Annotated in this window: 20 protein-coding genes and 1 tRNA gene; 4 read left to right on the top strand and 17 right to left on the bottom strand. The window is 59.3% G+C overall.

What is annotated here, in order from left to right; genetic code table 11:
* Window positions 1–4 precede the first annotated feature (4 nt).
* Window positions 5–1,033, top strand: coding sequence for an AraC family transcriptional regulator (locus HX839_RS03840; RefSeq protein WP_177066752.1), 1,029 nt, complete (start codon window positions 5–7; stop codon window positions 1,031–1,033).
* A 2-nt stretch (window positions 1,034–1,035) separates the two neighbouring features.
* Here the strand turns inward: HX839_RS03840 and HX839_RS03835 are convergent, their stop codons facing one another.
* From HX839_RS03835 to dapA, 11 genes are all read right to left on the bottom strand, one after another.
* A complete protein-coding gene (locus HX839_RS03835) occupies window positions 1,036–1,803 on the bottom strand; it encodes an anti-sigma factor (RefSeq protein WP_177066751.1) in 768 nt (255 codons plus the stop codon).
* Window positions 1,800–2,297, bottom strand: coding sequence for an RNA polymerase sigma factor (locus tag HX839_RS03830; protein ID WP_003211943.1), 498 nt, complete (start codon window positions 2,295–2,297; stop codon window positions 1,800–1,802). The genes HX839_RS03835 and HX839_RS03830 overlap by 4 nt, the downstream gene beginning before the upstream one ends.
* Before the next feature lie 59 nt (window positions 2,298–2,356).
* Window positions 2,357–2,908 (bottom strand): tetratricopeptide repeat protein, encoded by a 552-nt coding sequence (locus HX839_RS03825; protein WP_017479232.1) that lies wholly within the window; start codon window positions 2,906–2,908, stop codon window positions 2,357–2,359.
* A 43-nt stretch (window positions 2,909–2,951) separates the two neighbouring features.
* Entirely contained in the window at window positions 2,952–3,509 is a 558-nt protein-coding gene (locus HX839_RS03820; RefSeq protein WP_177066750.1) for a cytochrome b, read from the bottom strand.
* A 75-nt stretch (window positions 3,510–3,584) separates the two neighbouring features.
* Window positions 3,585–4,019 carry a DUF86 domain-containing protein gene (locus tag HX839_RS03815; protein WP_003211948.1) on the bottom strand — a complete coding sequence of 145 codons (435 nt, stop codon included), beginning with the start codon at window positions 4,017–4,019 and terminating at the stop codon, window positions 3,585–3,587.
* On the bottom strand, window positions 4,009–4,404 hold the full coding sequence (locus tag HX839_RS03810) for a nucleotidyltransferase domain-containing protein (RefSeq protein WP_087692601.1): 396 nt from the start codon (window positions 4,402–4,404) through the stop codon (window positions 4,009–4,011). Before HX839_RS03810 ends, HX839_RS03815 begins: the two co-directional genes overlap by 11 nt.
* Window positions 4,405–4,525: 121 nt before the next feature.
* Window positions 4,526–4,615 (bottom strand) — tRNA-Ser (locus tag HX839_RS03805).
* A gap of 83 nt (window positions 4,616–4,698) precedes the next feature.
* The gene (gene purC, locus HX839_RS03800) at window positions 4,699–5,412 is read right to left on the bottom strand and encodes a phosphoribosylaminoimidazolesuccinocarboxamide synthase (RefSeq protein ID WP_003211975.1); all 714 of its coding nucleotides are present in this window, start codon (window positions 5,410–5,412) and stop codon (window positions 4,699–4,701) included.
* 28 nt (window positions 5,413–5,440) lie between these two features.
* Complete coding sequence (locus HX839_RS03795; RefSeq protein WP_003211977.1) at window positions 5,441–6,199, bottom strand: MBL fold metallo-hydrolase; 759 nt, start codon at window positions 6,197–6,199, stop codon at window positions 5,441–5,443.
* Window positions 6,200–6,203: 4 nt separating this feature from the next.
* Window positions 6,204–7,319: an outer membrane protein assembly factor BamC gene (gene bamC, locus HX839_RS03790; RefSeq protein WP_102604223.1), complete on the bottom strand. Its 1,116-nt coding sequence runs from the start codon at window positions 7,317–7,319 to the stop codon at window positions 6,204–6,206.
* 17 nt (window positions 7,320–7,336) lie between these two features.
* Window positions 7,337–8,215, bottom strand: coding sequence for a 4-hydroxy-tetrahydrodipicolinate synthase (gene dapA, locus HX839_RS03785; protein WP_003211981.1), 879 nt, complete (start codon window positions 8,213–8,215; stop codon window positions 7,337–7,339).
* Between the two features lie 261 nt (window positions 8,216–8,476).
* On the opposite strand from dapA, the gene HX839_RS03780 reads away from it, so the two are divergent.
* Window positions 8,477–9,037, top strand: coding sequence for a glycine cleavage system protein R (locus tag HX839_RS03780; protein ID WP_003172487.1), 561 nt, complete (start codon window positions 8,477–8,479; stop codon window positions 9,035–9,037).
* Window positions 9,038–9,047: 10 nt separating this feature from the next.
* Window positions 9,048–9,521, top strand: coding sequence for a peroxiredoxin (locus HX839_RS03775; protein WP_003211984.1), 474 nt, complete (start codon window positions 9,048–9,050; stop codon window positions 9,519–9,521).
* Between the two features lie 133 nt (window positions 9,522–9,654).
* Here HX839_RS03775 and HX839_RS03770 read toward each other — a convergent pair whose 3' ends face one another.
* Both HX839_RS03770 and HX839_RS03765 read right to left on the bottom strand, forming a co-directional pair.
* A complete protein-coding gene (locus tag HX839_RS03770; protein ID WP_003211986.1) occupies window positions 9,655–10,725 on the bottom strand; it encodes an AI-2E family transporter in 1,071 nt (356 codons plus the stop codon).
* Between the two features lie 40 nt (window positions 10,726–10,765).
* Entirely contained in the window at window positions 10,766–11,005 is a 240-nt protein-coding gene (locus HX839_RS03765; RefSeq protein ID WP_003211989.1) for a sulfurtransferase TusA family protein, read from the bottom strand.
* A gap of 95 nt (window positions 11,006–11,100) precedes the next feature.
* Here HX839_RS03765 and HX839_RS03760 point away from each other — a divergent pair, with 95 nt between their 5' ends.
* Window positions 11,101–12,534 (top strand): M48 family metalloprotease, encoded by a 1,434-nt coding sequence (locus tag HX839_RS03760; protein ID WP_087692605.1) that lies wholly within the window; start codon window positions 11,101–11,103, stop codon window positions 12,532–12,534.
* A gap of 67 nt (window positions 12,535–12,601) precedes the next feature.
* On the opposite strand, the gene HX839_RS03755 is transcribed toward HX839_RS03760, so the two are convergent.
* The 4 genes from HX839_RS03755 to rpoE all read right to left on the bottom strand — a co-directional run bounded on the left by HX839_RS03755 (window position 12,602) and on the right by rpoE (window position 16,460).
* Complete coding sequence (locus tag HX839_RS03755) at window positions 12,602–14,041, bottom strand: DegQ family serine endoprotease (protein WP_003211993.1); 1,440 nt, start codon at window positions 14,039–14,041, stop codon at window positions 12,602–12,604.
* Window positions 14,042–14,286: 245 nt separating this feature from the next.
* Entirely contained in the window at window positions 14,287–15,243 is a 957-nt protein-coding gene (locus tag HX839_RS03750) for a MucB/RseB C-terminal domain-containing protein (protein WP_003211995.1), read from the bottom strand.
* A gap of 16 nt (window positions 15,244–15,259) precedes the next feature.
* Complete coding sequence (locus HX839_RS03745; protein WP_003172479.1) at window positions 15,260–15,847, bottom strand: sigma-E factor negative regulatory protein; 588 nt, start codon at window positions 15,845–15,847, stop codon at window positions 15,260–15,262.
* A 31-nt stretch (window positions 15,848–15,878) separates the two neighbouring features.
* Entirely contained in the window at window positions 15,879–16,460 is a 582-nt protein-coding gene (gene rpoE / locus HX839_RS03740; RefSeq protein WP_003172477.1) for an RNA polymerase sigma factor RpoE, read from the bottom strand.
* Window positions 16,461–16,494: the final 34 nt, after the last annotated feature.

Genomic DNA, 16,494 nt, shown 5'->3' with positions numbered 1-16,494 from the left:
CCGCATGCCTGACGTGACCCAACCCCGTTTCAACATACCGGATGTGTTCTGGCTGGCGCTGCAGAGCGTCGGGCTGGAGCCGTCGGTGGTGTTGCGTCAGGCACGCTTGCCCATGACCCTGCATATCCGCGAGCGGCGAGACCGGCGGCAGGTGACGACGCTGGAGTTCTTTCGCTTGTGGGAGGCGGTGCGCATACTTAATCCTGATCCGGCTGTCGGGATATTACTGGTGACGCGGCTGGATATCACCGCGCTTCCACCCTCCAGCTTTGCCGCTTTTATCGCCCGGGATTATCGCGATGGCCTGCACCGCCTCGCCCGCTTCAAGCAATTGTGCACACCCGAGCGCCTGCAGGTTTGCGAGGATGGCCGTACCTGTACGGTGACCATCGACTGGTTGCACACGCCAGAATTACCGCCTGCGCTGCTGGTGGATGCGGCGTTTGCGACGTTTGTTGAATTGGGGCGACGGGGAGCACGGACGCAGATCACTCCCCTGCAGGTCGAACTGGTTCGCCCGGACGATGGCAGCCGTGCACTGGCCGAGTTTTTCGGTTGCTCCGTGCGTTTTGGTGCCGGGCGCAACGCGCTGATACTGGACGCCGCCGATCTGGACCGACCTTTTCCGGGGTACAACCCGCAAATGCTCGAAATGCTGAACCCGGGCCTGGTGGCAGCGCTTGCCGAGGCCTCGACACCGGCCAGCATCAGCCATCAGGTCAAGATCACCCTCAAGCGCTTCCTGGCCAGTGGCCGCCCCGAGATGGTCGAGGTAGCGCGGGAGCTGGGCATGAGCGAACGCACGTTGCAACGGCGCATTACCGAGGCCGGCACCAGTTTCAGGCAACTGATGCTGGAAACCCGCCAGGAAGTGGTGCGGCATCTGCTCACCGAGCCGTCAATTGAGATAGACGAGATCGCGTGCCTGGTGGGCTATGAAGATACCAACTCGTTTTATCGTGCGTTTCGTTCCTGGGAGGGGACGACGCCGGCTCAGTGGCGGGCGTTGCAAACGCCCTCATCGTCTCATTGAAGCTATGCCGACAAAGCCTTCTCGGCACTGCGCGCCATGATCTGCAAATCCTCGAACGGGTTTCTGCCAATCAACATGAACGCATGGGACGGGCTGGACCAAAACACCACGTTCATGCCCCGGCGCTGTTCGGTGGCCATGGCCACCGCACCTTTTTTCGCCGCCGTAATGCACAGCGCCAGCGGGCCGTGGCGCGCGTCGAGGTAGGTCAGTTGGCCGATCAGTACGCCGTCATAATCGAGGATTTGTGCGCGGCGAAATTCGGCGCCAGGCAGGTGTACTGCATCCGGGTTCAACGACAGGCCGAGCTGGGTCCCGACCGAACTCAGCTGGGCGATATGGGAGTCGGGATCGGCGCTGAGGTTTTCCAGGGTCTGGGGCGTATACAGCGCCATGTATTCGGCCACCGAGGCACGCCAGCCCGAACCGGGCTCAGGCCGGGGCCAGGTCATGAACAATCGATCAGCGACCACACCGGCCACCGCAAAGCTTGCTGCTACCGCGAGAAATTTGCGTCGACTCAGGGTGGGTGTTTGTGCCGGCGGCAAGGCATCGAGCATCACCTGCAAACGCTCTGTAGGGGCTTGATCGAGAACCGAATCGAAGGCTGATTTGAACGGCAAGTGGCCGCGCTTGAGCAGCTCCAAGCGGGCTGTCACGGCAGGATCGATCCCCAGCAGGTTATCGATAACCTGACGCTGCTGAGGGTCTAACTCACCGTCCAGGTAAGCCACCAGCAGTTCATCCGACGGTGGTGTATTTTGAGTCATCGTCGTTCTCCGCTCGATTTATCCAACAAGCCGCTTGAGTGCGCAGTTTCAGCCAGCTTCATGCGTGCAGCGGCCAACCGGCTCATCACCGTTCCTACGGGAATATGCAGGACTTCGGCAATTTCCTTGTATGAGAGGCCTTCGACGTAGGCCAGAAAAACAGTCTCCCGCTGCGCTTCGGGTAATGCATTGACGCGCTTGATCACCTGCGCGGCCAGGACCTGGTCCTGAGCCAGGGCTTCACCGTCGAACGACAACGCCTGCTCGGCGTCGACAAACCCCTGCCCTTGCCGTACTCGCTGGGCGCGCAATTCGTTAAGCCAGATCGAATGCATGATCGTCAGCAACCAGCGGTCCAGCCGCGTGCCAGCCACGAACTGGCCTGCACGCTCCAACGCCCGCACGCAGGTGGCTTGCACCAGGTCATCAGCCACATGCTTTTGTCGCGACAGCACCAGCCCGTATCGCCATAAACGTGGCAACAGCTGGCTCAACTCTCGGCGCAACTCAGCGTCTGTGGTGATGGCAATCTCCCGGCTGTTCGCTCACAGCTTCAAGCCTGAGGCGCGGCGGCGATGGCTTCAGCCAGGTCTTCGTACTCTTCGCAGGTGGTGCTGCACAACGCCTTGATCTTCACCAGTTGCTCCTGGGCCAGGTCCACACGGCCCTTGATGACGTAGGCCTCCCCCAGGTATTCACGGACTTGTGCGTAGTTGGGGTCCAGTGCCACGGACTTCAGGTAGTAGCTGATGCCTTCATCGGTGCGCCCCAGTTTGCGGGTGGCGTAGCCGCGGTAGTTCAGGGCCTTGGCGGTGTTCGGGTTTTGCAGGGTGTCGAGCAGTGACAGGGCTTCTTCGTAACGCCCGTCCTTGGCCAGGCGGTAGGCGTAGTCGGTGCGGTCGGCGTCCGACGTGGCCTTGCTGGTTTGCAGCACGCACTTGCCGGTCTTGGTATCCCAGACCTGGCCTTTGGGGCAGTTGGGCTTGGGCGGCGCCGATTCGTCACCGGAGGCATGGGCCTGGCCGGCCAATAGCGCGGCGGCCATACAGGCGCCGAAGAACAAAGCGGTGCGGTAACCAACGGCGTGCTCGGGACGATTCTTCATGGCATTCATGCTCCGTAACGATAGGGAAAGTACAGCAGCAAACTCAGTAGGGAAGATCGCCACGAGGGGCCGGCAGCATGCGGCGCAACGTGCTGTCGCGCTGGATGTAGTGATGCCACAGCGCGGCGCAGGCATGCAGCCCGGCGAGTACGATGATCGCCCAGGCGACATTGTTGTGCAGGCCACCCAGGGTGCCTCGCAATTCGTGATCGATCACAAAAGGCGCTGGCACCGGGAACAGTCCGAAAAAGTTGAAGGGCTCGCCCTGGGCCCAGCGGAACAGGAAGCCCAGGGTCACCTGCGTCAGTAACAACAGGTATAGACAGCCGTGGGCGATTTTGGCGGCCACGTTAAGCGCAGGGTGATTGTCGGCCTTTGGGTGATTGCCGCCGAACACACGCCAGAGGATACGTGCAGCGATCAGCACCGCCATGGCGATGCCCAGGGAGATATGGACCGATTGCAGGGCCTTGCGCAGTGGCGTGCCTTTTTCCAGGTTTTCCCAGACGTGGGCGCTGGCGAACATGAAGATCACCAGGGCGGCGGTCAGCCAGTGGAAGGTGCGGGTCAGGCGGTCGTAGCGGTCGGCGGGATTGTTCATGGGCGTTTCCTGAGTGGTCTGTGTGGTGAACACCGCAGCAGGAAAACTTATTCAGAGGGATGGAAAATTTACAGATTAGACTTGTTTATTTTCCAACCCCGCATCCTTGGTCAAAATATGCGAACTAAATGCTAGAAACTCATCCAGGTGTTTTGTAATGATCGCTACAGTAATCGGCAATTGAAGCGTCTGGTACTCGTGAACAGCAATGTTACGGAACCCGACCATGTTCTTCAGGTTGGTCAGCAACGCAGGATTGACCCAACCGCCCTGACATAACAACTCAAACACGTCACGAGCTCCTTGTGGAACACCCAGGCGCTCACGACGAATCAAGTGCTGGCCCATGTCCAGCGCTGCCTCACAGGCACGCTGAATATTCAAAATCGCCGCATCCTGGCGCGTGAAATCGGTGGTGAAGCTGGTGGGATCCTTATCGTATTCCTGACGGGCGCGCGCAACGCAACGCTCAATACTGGCTGCTTTATTGATGAGAACATCATCGACCATAAACTTTCCCTTCCTTCTGGATATCCGCCAACAACTCAGCCCTTGCCGTGTCCAGCGCGGTTTTTTCGCTCAGGACGTAGCTCTCGAATAGACCCGCCTGGACGTTCCCGGACCAGAGCCGACGCCCAGTGGTCAATACTTGGTATTGCATTACCGTTGAGGCTGCGCGCAAATCAAGCAAGTCGACGGGAACTCCAACGATATCGGCCAACTCCCCGGAAAGCTGCCATAGCAATAAAGGCTCGACCACTCCCGCAGAAAGGACCGCAACATCCAGATCACTCTCACTACCTGCCTCACCCGTCACTTGGCTACCGAACACATACACAGCCAATAGCTCGGGAACTTCAGCCTGCAAATGCGCCAGTACTTTTTTAAAATTCATGACCGATGTCCGAAGCGCCAATTAACGAAGACCGTAGCAGAATTCATTATGCAATTTCTGACTGAAAGCAAAAAACCCCCGACAACATTGAAGTTATCGGGGGTTTTTCATTTTTCAATAATGGCGGAGAGATAGGGATTCGAACCCTAGGTACCGGTGAAGGTACAACGGATTTCGAATCCGTCCCATTCGGCCACTCTGGCATCTCTCCAACGGCGCGCATCATAACAGCCTGTTTCCTGGAAGCAAAGCGCAAAAGCGATTTTTTTCCGTGCTATCAGATGCTTGCGTCGATTACAGCGGTACGCCGAGACGGTTGGCGACTTCTTCGTAGGCTTCGATAACGTCACCGAGGCCCTGGCGGAAGCGGTCTTTATCCATCTTCTTGCGAGTGTCTTTGTCCCACAGGCGGCAGCCGTCCGGGCTGAATTCGTCGCCCAGGACGATGGAGCCGTCGTGGAACACGCCGAATTCCAGTTTGAAGTCCACCAGCAGCAGGCCGGCGTCGTCGAACAGTTTGCTCAGGACGTCGTTGACCTTCAGCGACAGCTCCTTCATGCGAGCCAGTTGCTCAGCGGTGCCCCAACCAAATGCAACCACGTGGGATTCGTTGATGAACGGGTCACCCTTGGCGTCGTCTTTCAGGAACAGCTCGAAGGTGTAGGGGTTGAGCTTGAGGCCCTCCTCCACGCCCAAACGCTTCACCAGGCTGCCGGCCGCATAGTTACGCACGACGCACTCGACCGGGATCATGTCGAGTTTTTTCACCAGGCATTCGTTGTCGCCCAGCAGTTTGTCGAATTGGGTCGGAATGCCGGCCGCTTCGAGTTTCTGCATGATGAAGGCGTTGAACTTGTTGTTCACCATGCCTTTGCGGTCGAGCTGTTCGATGCGCTTGCCGTCGAACGCCGAGGTGTCGTTACGAAACAGCAGGATCAAGCGGTTGGCGTCGTCGGTCTTGTAAACCGATTTGGCTTTGCCGCGGTAGAGTTCTTCACGTTTTTCCATGATGGGCTCCGCTTGCTAAGTAGGTGGGCTAGGCGATGTGTCGCCAGTCGAGCCCTGAATCTTGATCGGCCAGTTGCAGCCAGTCCGGGTCGCACCCAAGGGTGTCGACAAAACATTGCCGGGCCAGCTGCGGCAGGTTGTTCTTGCTGCTCAGGTGGGCCAGGACCAGGTGTTGCAGGTCTTGCCAGCCCAACTCATACACCAGGTACGCCGCCTGGTGGTTGTTCAAATGTCCAAACTGCCCGCCGACCCGCTGCTTGAGAAAGGCCGGGTAGTGGCCACGCGCAAGCAGGTCACGGCAGTGGTTGGACTCGATCATCAATGCGTCGAGGTCCCGGTAACCGTCCAGCACCTTGGCGCAGTACGAACCCAGGTCAGTGAGCAGGCCAAAACGCCGTTCACCGTCACTGAATACGTATTGCGTCGGTTCCTGGGCATCGTGGGCCACTTCAATCACATCGATGCTCAAGGCACCGATCTGCAATTGTTCGCCACCGGCCAGCAAACCTGCGGGTTCAATCGGTTTGCGCATCCCGCGCAAGGTGCCGCGACTCAGGTACACCGGAAGATTGTAGCGCCGAGACAGCAAACCCACGCCATGCACGTGGTCGGCATGTTCGTGGGTCACCAGAATCGCGCTCAGCTGCGCGGGGTGAACCCCCAGGCGCAGCAGGCGCCGCTCGGTTTCCCGCAGTGAGAAACCACAATCAACCAGGACGTACGTGTCGTCATGGGCTACAAGCGTGCCGTTCCCTTGGCTACCGCTGCCGAGAACGGCAAAACGCATCGGATCAGCCCAGGTTGTCCTGAATCACGCCCAACACTTTGCGTGCCACTTCTGCCGGCGCCACGGTGTTGATGTTTTTCTCGACGGTGACTTGCACGCTTTCGCCTACCTTGCTCAAACGAACCTGGTAACGCTCGGCGCGGGTCTCGATCTCTTCCTTGGTCGGCTTGCTGCCGAACAACTTGCTGAAGAAACCTGGCTCGTCGTCTTTCTTCTCGGCTTTTTCGGCCAGGTTGATGTAGTACAGGCCCAGGCTGCGGTTGATGTCTTCAACGCGCCATTCGCCGTGCTCCAGCGCGCGGCCGACACTCGACCAGGCGCGGTCCAGGTCTTCACCCAGGTTGAGCACCACGTTGCCGCTGCCGTCTTCGCTGAGGCTGACGCGGCTAGGTGTGTCAAAGCTACCGGCGGCGAGCAGGGAGACGGAACCGCCCTTCTCGGAAATACGGCTCATGCTGGCGAGCATTTCGTCGACCAGGGCAGCGTCCACGCCGGTGTTGACCGAACGTGGGGTGAAGTCGACGTTGGCGGTGCTGCCGGCAGGACGCTCGGCGCTGACTACGTAGACCTCACTGGTGTTGCGTTGCACGCCTGGCTCGATACGCACGCGGATGCGGGCTTCGCTGTCATTGGCTACACCACCGGCCTGCAGGCGCTTGGCCATGGATGCCGACAGTTCGCTGGTGTGCTGCCACGCGGTGGTGAATTCACCGGTCTGCGGGCGTTGTTCGTCAATGCGGAAACCGTTGTCCTGGAAGAACTGGACCGCCACCGGCCAGACTTCGGCAGGTGGGCGCTGGGCCATGACCCAACGGGTGTCGCCGCTCTTCTGCAGGCTGTAGTCGCTGGCGTCGGCCACGGCCGACAACGGCTGTGGACGCGGCACTTCGTATTCACCCTTGACGGTGTCGTCGGCCACGTTGCGCGGAATCGGCAGCAACGGGTCAAGGCGCTTGGCGACATTGACGTCCGACGGCAATTTCATCGGGGCGGTTTGTTGGGCTTCCAGGTAATCGCTACCGCGGTCGCGGAAGTAGCCTTCCGGGCCCCAGATCCAACCGCAGCCACTGGTGCTGGAGATAATCAAGGCAAGTGCGGAAAGTCCGGCCAATCGCTTCATGCGTAGTGCTTCCTCAATTAAACCAGGACGCCGGACTGGCGCAGGGCCTGTCGCAGCGGTTCGTGACAGGCTTCGCTGAGCCAGGTGAGCGGCAGACGGATACCGTCCGGCATCAGGCCCATCTCATGCAGCGCCCATTTCACGGGGATAGGGTTGGATTCGATAAACAGGGTTTTGTTGAGCGGTGCCAGTTGTTCGTGGATCGCCCGGGCCTTGACCGCATCACCGGCGATGGCCGCGGCACACAGCTCGCTCATGGCGCGCGGTGCAACGTTGGCAGTCACCGAGATGTTGCCTTTGCCGCCCAGCAGGATCAGCTCGACCGCCGTGGCGTCGTCACCGGAGTACACCAGGAAGTCGCTGCTGACGCCGGCCAGGATGTCCTTGGCGCGCTGCAGGTCACCGGTGGCTTCCTTGATACCGATGATGTTCGGTACGGTGGACAGCCGGATCACGGTCTCGGCCTTCATGTCGCAGGCGGTGCGACCGGGTACGTTGTAGAGGATCTGCGGGATATCGACCGCTTCGGCAACGGCGCGGAAGTGCAGGTACAGGCCTTCCTGGGTCGGCTTGTTGTAGTACGGCGTGACCAGCAGGCAGGCATCGGCGCCGGCTTTCTTGGCGTTGCTGGTCAATTCGATCGCTTCGCGGGTCGAATTGGCGCCCGTGCCGGCGATGACAGCAATGCGCCCTGCAACGCGCTTGACCACGAACTCGATCACTTCGATGTGTTCTTCCACATCCAGTGTGGCCGATTCACCTGTGGTGCCGACCGCCACGATGGCGTTGGTGCCCTCTTGCAGGTGGAAGTCCACCAGTTTGCCCAGGCTGTCCCAGTCGAGATTACCTTGTGCATCCATGGGTGTGACCAGTGCCACCATACTGCCCGCAATCATGCAACCGCTCCTGCCGGAAAAAGAGAGCGGTAATGGTACTGGCGCCAAGATGCTTGTACAAGCGAAGTACCGCCTGAGGATGCGTTCTGGATCAACTTAGTTCGCAGCAGCGCCATCATTCTGCCAAAGCGGGGTTTGATGAAGCTGATTACGTAATGAAAACGCCACCTCCTAGCCCTTGGCGATGGTTTTCGCTACCCTTCATCCTTTGATTGATACCGCTTGCATCGTATCGACCGCTCATCGCTTTAGGAAGGCTGCATGTCCACCCCCACAGTCCGCGAACAATTCCTTGTCATCAGTGCCCTTGGCGCCAACCCCATGGAGCTGACTAACGTCCTGTGCCGCGCCAGCCATGAAAACCGCTGCGCCGTCGTGACCTCCCGCCTGACCCGCCATGGCGAGTGCAGTGCGCTGGTCCTGCAGATTTCCGGGACCTGGGATGCCCTGGCCCGCCTTGAAACCGGTTTACCGGGTTTGGCGAAGAAGCATGACTTCACGGTCAACGTGGTGCGCAGCGCCGCCCTGGAGAACCGTCCGCAGGCCCTGCCCTACGTGGCCTATGTCAGTTCGGCCTACCGCTCGGACATCGTCAACGAGCTGTGCCAGTTCTTTATCGACCACAACGTCGAGCTGGAAAACCTGACCTGCGACACCTATCAGGCTCCGCAGACCGGCGGCACCATGCTCAACGCCACCTTTACCGTGACCTTGCCGGCCGGCGTACAGATCAGTTGGCTGCGCGACCAGTTCCTGGATTTCGCCGATGCCCTGAACCTCGACGCGCTGATCGAGCCTTGGCGCCCACAGAACCCTATGTAAGGAAGTCTTCATGTCTGTAGTGATCGACCAACCGGTAGCCGACTTCGAAGCCCAGGCCACCAGCGGGCAAACCTTCAGCCTCGCCGGGCTCAAGGGCAAGCAAGTGGTGATCTACTTCTACCCGAAAGACAGCACCCCGGGCTGCACCACTGAAGGCCAGGGCTTCCGTGACCAGCATGCTGCGTTCAAGGCGGCCAACACCGAGGTGTTTGGCGTGTCCCGGGACAGCGTGAAGTCCCACGAGAACTTCAAGGCAAAGCAGGAATTCCCCTTTGAGCTGATCAGCGACAAGGACGAAGCGGTTTGCCAGCTGTTTGATGTGATCAAGCTGAAGAAGCTGTATGGCAAGGAATACCTGGGTGTTGATCGCAGCACCTTCCTTATCGACAAGAATGGCGTACTGCGCCAGGAATGGCGCGGTGTGAAAGTGCCAGGCCATGTGGATGCAGTGCTCGAAGCGGCGCAGGCGCTGAACCAGGCTTGATTCACCTGCTGGCTTTGAAATAGCTATCGCAGCCAAGCCAGCTCCCACCTGTGATCATTGTTCGACAGGACAACTCAGTCAATGTGGGAGCCGGGCTTGCCCGCGATGAGGCCCTGCACCGGCACCACAAATATCAGAGTAACGGCGCCACCACCGGCTCCTGCCGAGGCCAGGCATCCAGCACCGCCTTGAACAGCGTCGCCAGGGGAATCGCAAAGAACACCCCCCAGAAGCCCCACAACCCGCCAAACAACAACACCGCACAGATGATCGCCACCGGATGCAGGTTCACCGCCTCGGAGAACAGCAGCGGCACCAGCACGTTGCCGTCCAGCACCTGGATGATGCCATACACCGCCATCAGGTAGATGAACTGATCACTCCAGCCCCACTGGAACAGCGCGATCAACATCACCGGCACCGTCACCACCACCGCGCCAACGTATGGCACCACCACTGAAACACCCACCAGCAGCGCCAACAGGGCAGCGTAGTTAAGCCCCAGCGCGACAAAACCGATGTAAGTGACGCCACCGCAGATAAAAATCTCGATAACCTTGCCGCGGATGTAGTTGGCAATCTGCCGGTTCATTTCCTCGGCGACCCGGGTAATCAGCGCACGCTCACGGGGCAGATAGCCACGCACCCAGCGACCGATCATCTCGCGGTCCTTGAGGAAGAAAAACACCAGGATCGGCACCAGTACCAGGTAGATCATGATGTTGACCAGCAGCGGCAAGCTCGAAAGGGAAAAGGTCAGCGCCCATTGTCCGAACTTTCCGATTTCGCCGCGAGCCACCTCAATGGCCTGCAGGACCTGCTCGTCCGACACCAGGTGCGGATAGCGCTCAGGCAACAGCAGCAGCAATGACTGCCACTTGGCGAGCATGCCCGGTAGCTCGTTGAACAAGGTGATCAACTGGTGCCACAGCAAAGGCACCACGATCACGATAAATACCAGCAACAGCCCCATGAACAAGGCAAACACCAGACCCACCGCTGCCCCACCCGGCAAGCGCAGACGCTCCAGGATGGAGACCAGGCCTTGCATCAGGTACGCCAGCACCATCCCCGCCAGTACCGGCGCCAGCATGCCGCCCAAAGTGAGCACGGCCGTAAAGGCAAGAAACAGCAGGACGGCCAGCACCACGGCTTCTTCGTCGGAGAAGTAGCGCTGAATCCAGTCACGTAACACTTTGAACATCAATAAACCTCAGGCGATAAGGACAGCATATTCAAGCGATTCAGGCCTTGCGCAACCAGTAACGATAGACGCCCGCTTCGTCTTCTTCATGCAGCAGGGTGTGGCCGGCCAGCTTGGCAAACGTACGAAAGTCCCGCTGGGAGCCAGCGTCCGTGGCGATCACCTTGAGCACCGCGCCGCTGGCCAGCCGATTGAGCTCCAGCTTGGCCTTGAGCAACGGCAGCGGGCAGTTAAGGCCACTGGCATCCAGTTCGGCATCGAAGGCTACAGCGTCGGTCATGGTCTAACTCCGGGTGGGCGTCGAGGGCGCTTAGAATATCTGGTCCGAAGCTCAGTGTCCGGCTACAGTAAGCTCTTTGTCGAAAGGCTTTGTGCATGACTTTTTTGCGCCCTACCCTGCTGACGCTGGCTTGCCTGCTTGCCTCTCCAGGCTTCGCCGACGACCTGCCGTCACTTGGCGACGCCAGTTCTGCCATTGTCTCGCCAAAACAGGAATACGATCTGGGTCGGGCATGGCTGGCCTACCTGCGTGGCCAGGTCTCGCAACTCAACGACCCTCAGCTCAAGGATTACGTCGAATCCAGCGTTTATAAGCTGGTGGAAACCAGCCAGGTCAATGACCGGCGCCTGGAATTCATTCTGATCAACAGCCCGCAGTTGAACGCCTTTGCCGCACCGGGTGGCATCGTCGGGGTCAACGGCGGCCTGTTCCTCAACGCCCAGACCGAAGGCGAATATGCCTCGGTACTGGCCCACGAACTGGCTCACTTGTCCCAGCGTCACTTCGCACGAGGCGTGGAAGCACAGCAGCGCATGCAGATCCCGATGATGGCTGCGCTGCTCGGCGGCATCATCGCTGCCGCCGCTGGCGCAGGCGATGCGGGCATTGCCGCGATCGCCGGCAGCCAGGCCGCCGCGATCCAGGAGCAACGGCGCTTTTCCCGGCAAAACGAGCAAGAGGCTGACCGCATCGGCATTCTCAACCTGGAGAAAGCCGGCTACGACCCACGGTCCATGCCAACCATGTTCGAGCGCTTGATGCGCCAGTACCGTTTCGATGCCAAGCCGCCTGAATTCCTGCTGACTCACCCGGTAACCGAATCGCGGATCGCCGACACCCGCAACCGTGCGGAGCAAGCCAAGCTGGGTGGCATTGAGGACAGCCTGCGCTATCAACTGATCCGCGCTCGAGTGCAACTGTATTACGAAGACACCCCGGGGCTGGCCGCCAAACGTTTCCAGGCCCAGCTGGATGAAAATCCGAAGAACGATATCGCGCGTTATGGCCTCGCCATCGCTCAGATCAAGGGTGCCCAGTTCAACCTGGCCCGGGAAAACCTCAAGCCGCTGCTGGCCAAGGCGCCCAACGACATCACCTACAACCTGGCGCAGATCGAGCTGGACATGACCAACAATCGCCTGCCGGATGCCCAGCAGCGTACGGACCGAATGTTGACGCAATATCCAGGCAACTATCCGCTGAACCAGGTTCGTGTGGATCTGCTGCTCAAGCAGAACCGCAACGCTGACGCGGAAAAAGCCCTGGAAGGATTGTTGAAGTCTCGCCCGGACGATCCGGACGTCTGGTACCAGGTTGCAGAAACCCGTGGCTTGTCGGGCAATATCATCGGCCTGCATCAGGCCCGGGCCGAGTACTTCGCGCTGGTGGGAGATTTCAAGCAGGCCATCCAGCAATTGGATTTCGCCAAGCGGCGCGCCGGCAGCAACTTCCCGCTTTCGTCACGTATCGACGCACGCCAGCGTGAACTGATCGACCAGGAACGCATGATCAAAGACATGATGGGCTAAACCTTTCAGCCACAAAAAAGCCCCGCTCTCGAACATCGAGAGCGGGGCTTTTTATTGGACTAGCGGATTACTCGGCCAGTTTGAAGGTAATGAAGCTGGCACGCCCCTGACGCAGGACGCGCATCGACACCGAACGGTTCTTCGGCAGCGCCTTGGCGATGTCGGTGAACTCTTTGGTGGAGTTGATAGCCTGGTTGTTCAGGTGGGTGATGACATCACCTGGTTGCAGGCCGATCAGGGAGGCAGGACCGTCCTGGACTTCCTTGATCACTACACCGCTCTTGAGGTCGAAGCTCTTTTTCTGTTCGTCGGTCAACTCGACTACAGCAATGCCCAGGCGATTGCTGCTGCGCTCGGCACCTGGCTTGCTGTTGCCCAGCGCATCCAGCGCCGCGCCTTCTTCCGGGATCGCACCGACGGTCAGTTCGACGTTCTGGCGCTTGCCGTCACGAATCACTTCCAGCTTGGCCTTGCTGCCGGCCTTGAGCGCGCCCACCAGGTGTGGCAAGTCCGCAGACATGACGATCGGCTGGCCGTTCATGCTCAGGATCACGTCACCGACTTGCAGGCCACCTTTGGCAGCAGGGCCATCGTCCTGGATCTGCGCGACCAGGGCACCGGCCGGCTTGTCGAGACCGAAGGATTCAGCAAGATCCTTGTTCACTTCCTGGATCACCACGCCCAGCCAGCCGCGGCTGACTTTGCCACCGGTTTTCAGCTGGTTCGAAACGTCCATGGCCACATCGATCGGAATCGCGAACGAAACGCCCATGAAACCACCGGAGCGGGTGTAGATCTGCGAGTTGATGCCAACGACTTCACCCGCCAGGTTGAACAACGGACCGCCGGAGTTACCCGGGTTGATCGGCACGTCGGTCTGGATGAACGGCACGTAGTTTTCGTTCGGCAGGCTGCGACCGATGGCGCTGACGATACCCTGGGTCACAGTATGGTCAAAACCAAACGGCGAACCGATGGCGACGACCCATTGGCCGGCTTTCAGGTCCTGGGATTTGCCCAGTTTCAGCACCGGCAGGTCCTTGCCTTCGATTTTCAGCAGGGCAACGTCGGAACGTGGGTCGGTGCCCACCAGCTTGGCTTTCAGCTCACTGCGGTCCGCCAGGCGCACCAGGATCTCGTCGGCGTCGGCAATCACGTGGTTGTTGGTGAGGATGTAGCCGTCAGGCGAGATGATGAAGCCCGAGCCCAGGGACTGGGCCTCACGCTGGCCGCCACCACCGCCACGCGGCGTGCGCGGCTGGGGCATGCCGCGTTCGAAGAACTCCCGCAGCATCGGCGGCAGGCCTTCCAGGTCGGGCATCTGCTGGTTGGAGACCTTACGATCCGGCAGCTTCTGCGTAGTACTGATGTTCACCACGGCAGGCGACGCCTGCTCCACCAGCTGGGTGAAGTCAGGCAGCTCGGCCGCTTGCGCGGTAACGGCCTGACCCAGCACCAGCACCGTGGCGACTATGGATAGGTAAGACTTCAAACGTGGTATCGACATACAGCTCCCGTTACGACGAGCAGGGTTGAGCGACAGGGTTCAATAAACGCCGAAAAACTGCGACCGACATTTTTGTTCCGCGAACAAAACAAGGCCAGGGCCGTTAAGCCCTGACCTATAAAAAACATAGGGAATATTAGCAAGTGAAAAAAATGATCCAGACATTTCATGTCTCTCGGCAGAGGCAGGCATCGACTATCTCCTGCGCAACATTGAAATATCAGGATGAACATAGGATTAACAACTCAAGGCTTGGCGGGCACGGTGCCACTGCGTAGTGACAGCGCAATTCGCTCGGCGGTGCCAATCGGGATCTCGCCGACGACGGTCACCATCACCTCGCCTTCCAGGGTATTCAACCGCCGTGAAACGGCGACTGTCGGGCCCAACTGGGTGCGGGTCTCGTTTACGGTCGCACCGTTAAGCGGCTCCAGGAATACCGAAAAACGCGCCAGACCATCGTCATACATCAGACTGCTGACGGTTACCTTGGTGTGGGAGTCTTTATGGGCACTGCTGTTGACCAGCTGAAAGCCTGGTGGCAACCAGTCGAGGCGCCAATCCTGAGGGATCTCGACCTCCGGGGCCTTGGCGTTGGTCACCGCCACCGGCGTGCATTCGCCACTGGGCTGCAAATCACGATCGTCAGGCACCGATGTATTGAGCTGGGTGAACTGGAAACGCTCCAGCAACTGGCCCTGGTCGTTAAGCAACAATGACTTCAATGGCAGCGCAGTTTCACGATCCAGATGCAGCTCAAAACCATAACGGTATTGATCGCGGGGCGTCACGGAGACGATCACCGCATTCCGACCGGCCACGCGCGATTTGCCGATGACGGCAAGATCGTAGAACGCTTTGAGTTTTTGCGGATCAAGGGTACGCGCAGAGGTATTGGGGGAGCCCCCAAGCCCGGCAACCAGCGTGCCGCTCACGCATTGGGTACGGCCATCGACGCGCAGGACTTCCTGGGCAGAACCATCGAGCTGCAAAAGCCGCTCACGGACCTGACCATTCTGGACACGATGCCAGATGTCATGGGTAGAAAAACTACCGTTACGCTCGTAGATGAAGGTGCCCTGAAAGCTTTGCTGCTGCTCCGCCCGCCCAAGACGCGTCAGCCAGTCTTGGGCTTCATCGGCATGGGCGGGGACTGCAAACCAGCCACTGAGCAAAAGCGCAAGGAGCGGTATGGCGCGCATAAAGCTCCTTGGCGGACTAGCGGTTTTCCAGGCTTGCAGCGCGGGCGTAAGGCAGAGCGCTTTCAGTGCCTTTCAAAGCCGATTCCTGTGCGTGTTGGCGCAGGTAGCCTGGAAGACGCTGATCCTGCCAGCCGGATTGCCCTTGAAGTACACCGTTGGCCATAGGCCCGGTGGTATCGGAGCTTTCCTTGTAGCCGGCCAGTACGGCTGGACCCTTGACCTGCGGGCCGGCCATGACCGGTTGCTGGGTCTGCTGGGCCAGTTCGGCACCGGCGATTTCGTCCTGGTTGTACAGGCGAACACCTGCCAATACAGCGACGGTCACCGAAGCAGCGACTGCCAGACGGCCCAGGCTACGCCAAGGACCGCGAGCAGCTTTTGCCGGAACGGCTTCATCAGCCAGTGCAGCAGAAACGGCCGCAGCAATATCCAGACGAGGGATTAGAAGATCCTTGTGCATCACCGCCCGAGCGACTTGGTAACGAGACCAGGTATCACGGGTTTCGGCATCATCAAATGCATTAAGCACTCGACGAAGTTCCAGTTCATCCGCTTCGTTATCCATCACTGCGGACAGCGATTCCTGCAGGGCATCACGACTCATGGCGGTTCCTCTCTTGGCTGTCGCCGCTGTCTCAGTTTTCCTGCAACAACGGCTGCAGGGCTTTATCGATGGCTTCCCGAGCCCGGAAGATCCGGGAGCGTACGGTACCCACCGGACATTGCATGACGCTCGCAATGTCTTCGTAACTCAGACCATCGAATTCACGTAAAGTTAACGCCGTACGCAAATCTTCTGGCAGTTGTTGAATAGTGCGATGGACGGTTCCTTCGATCTCGTCGCGCAGCAATGCACGCTCCGGCGACTCGAGATCCTTGAGGCCGTGATCACCATCATAAAATTCAGCATCTTCCGAACTAACATCACTATCCGGCGGGCGGCGACCGCGAGAAACCAGATAGTTCTTCGCCGTGTTAATGGCGATGCGATACAGCCACGTGTAAAACGCACTGTCACCGCGGAAATTACCGAGTGCACGGTATGCCTTGATAAAGGCTTCCTGTGCAACGTCCTGCGCTTCATGGGTGTCGTGCACAAACCGCACGATCAACCCGAGAATTTTGTGCTGGTATTTCAGCACTAGCAGATCAAATGCCCGCTTGTCGCCGCGTTGAACGCGCTCGACCAGCTGCTGATCCTCTTCCTGGGTTAGCATGAACACTCCTCGTTGTACTTGAAGGAGGCTTGCA

Source organism: Pseudomonas sp. I8001 (assembly GCF_013385345.1).
In the GTDB taxonomy this organism is placed as follows: Bacteria; Pseudomonadota; Gammaproteobacteria; order Pseudomonadales; family Pseudomonadaceae; genus Aquipseudomonas.
Note: the sequence above shows the minus strand (reverse complement) of the source record. Positions and strands in the feature narration are given on the sequence as shown.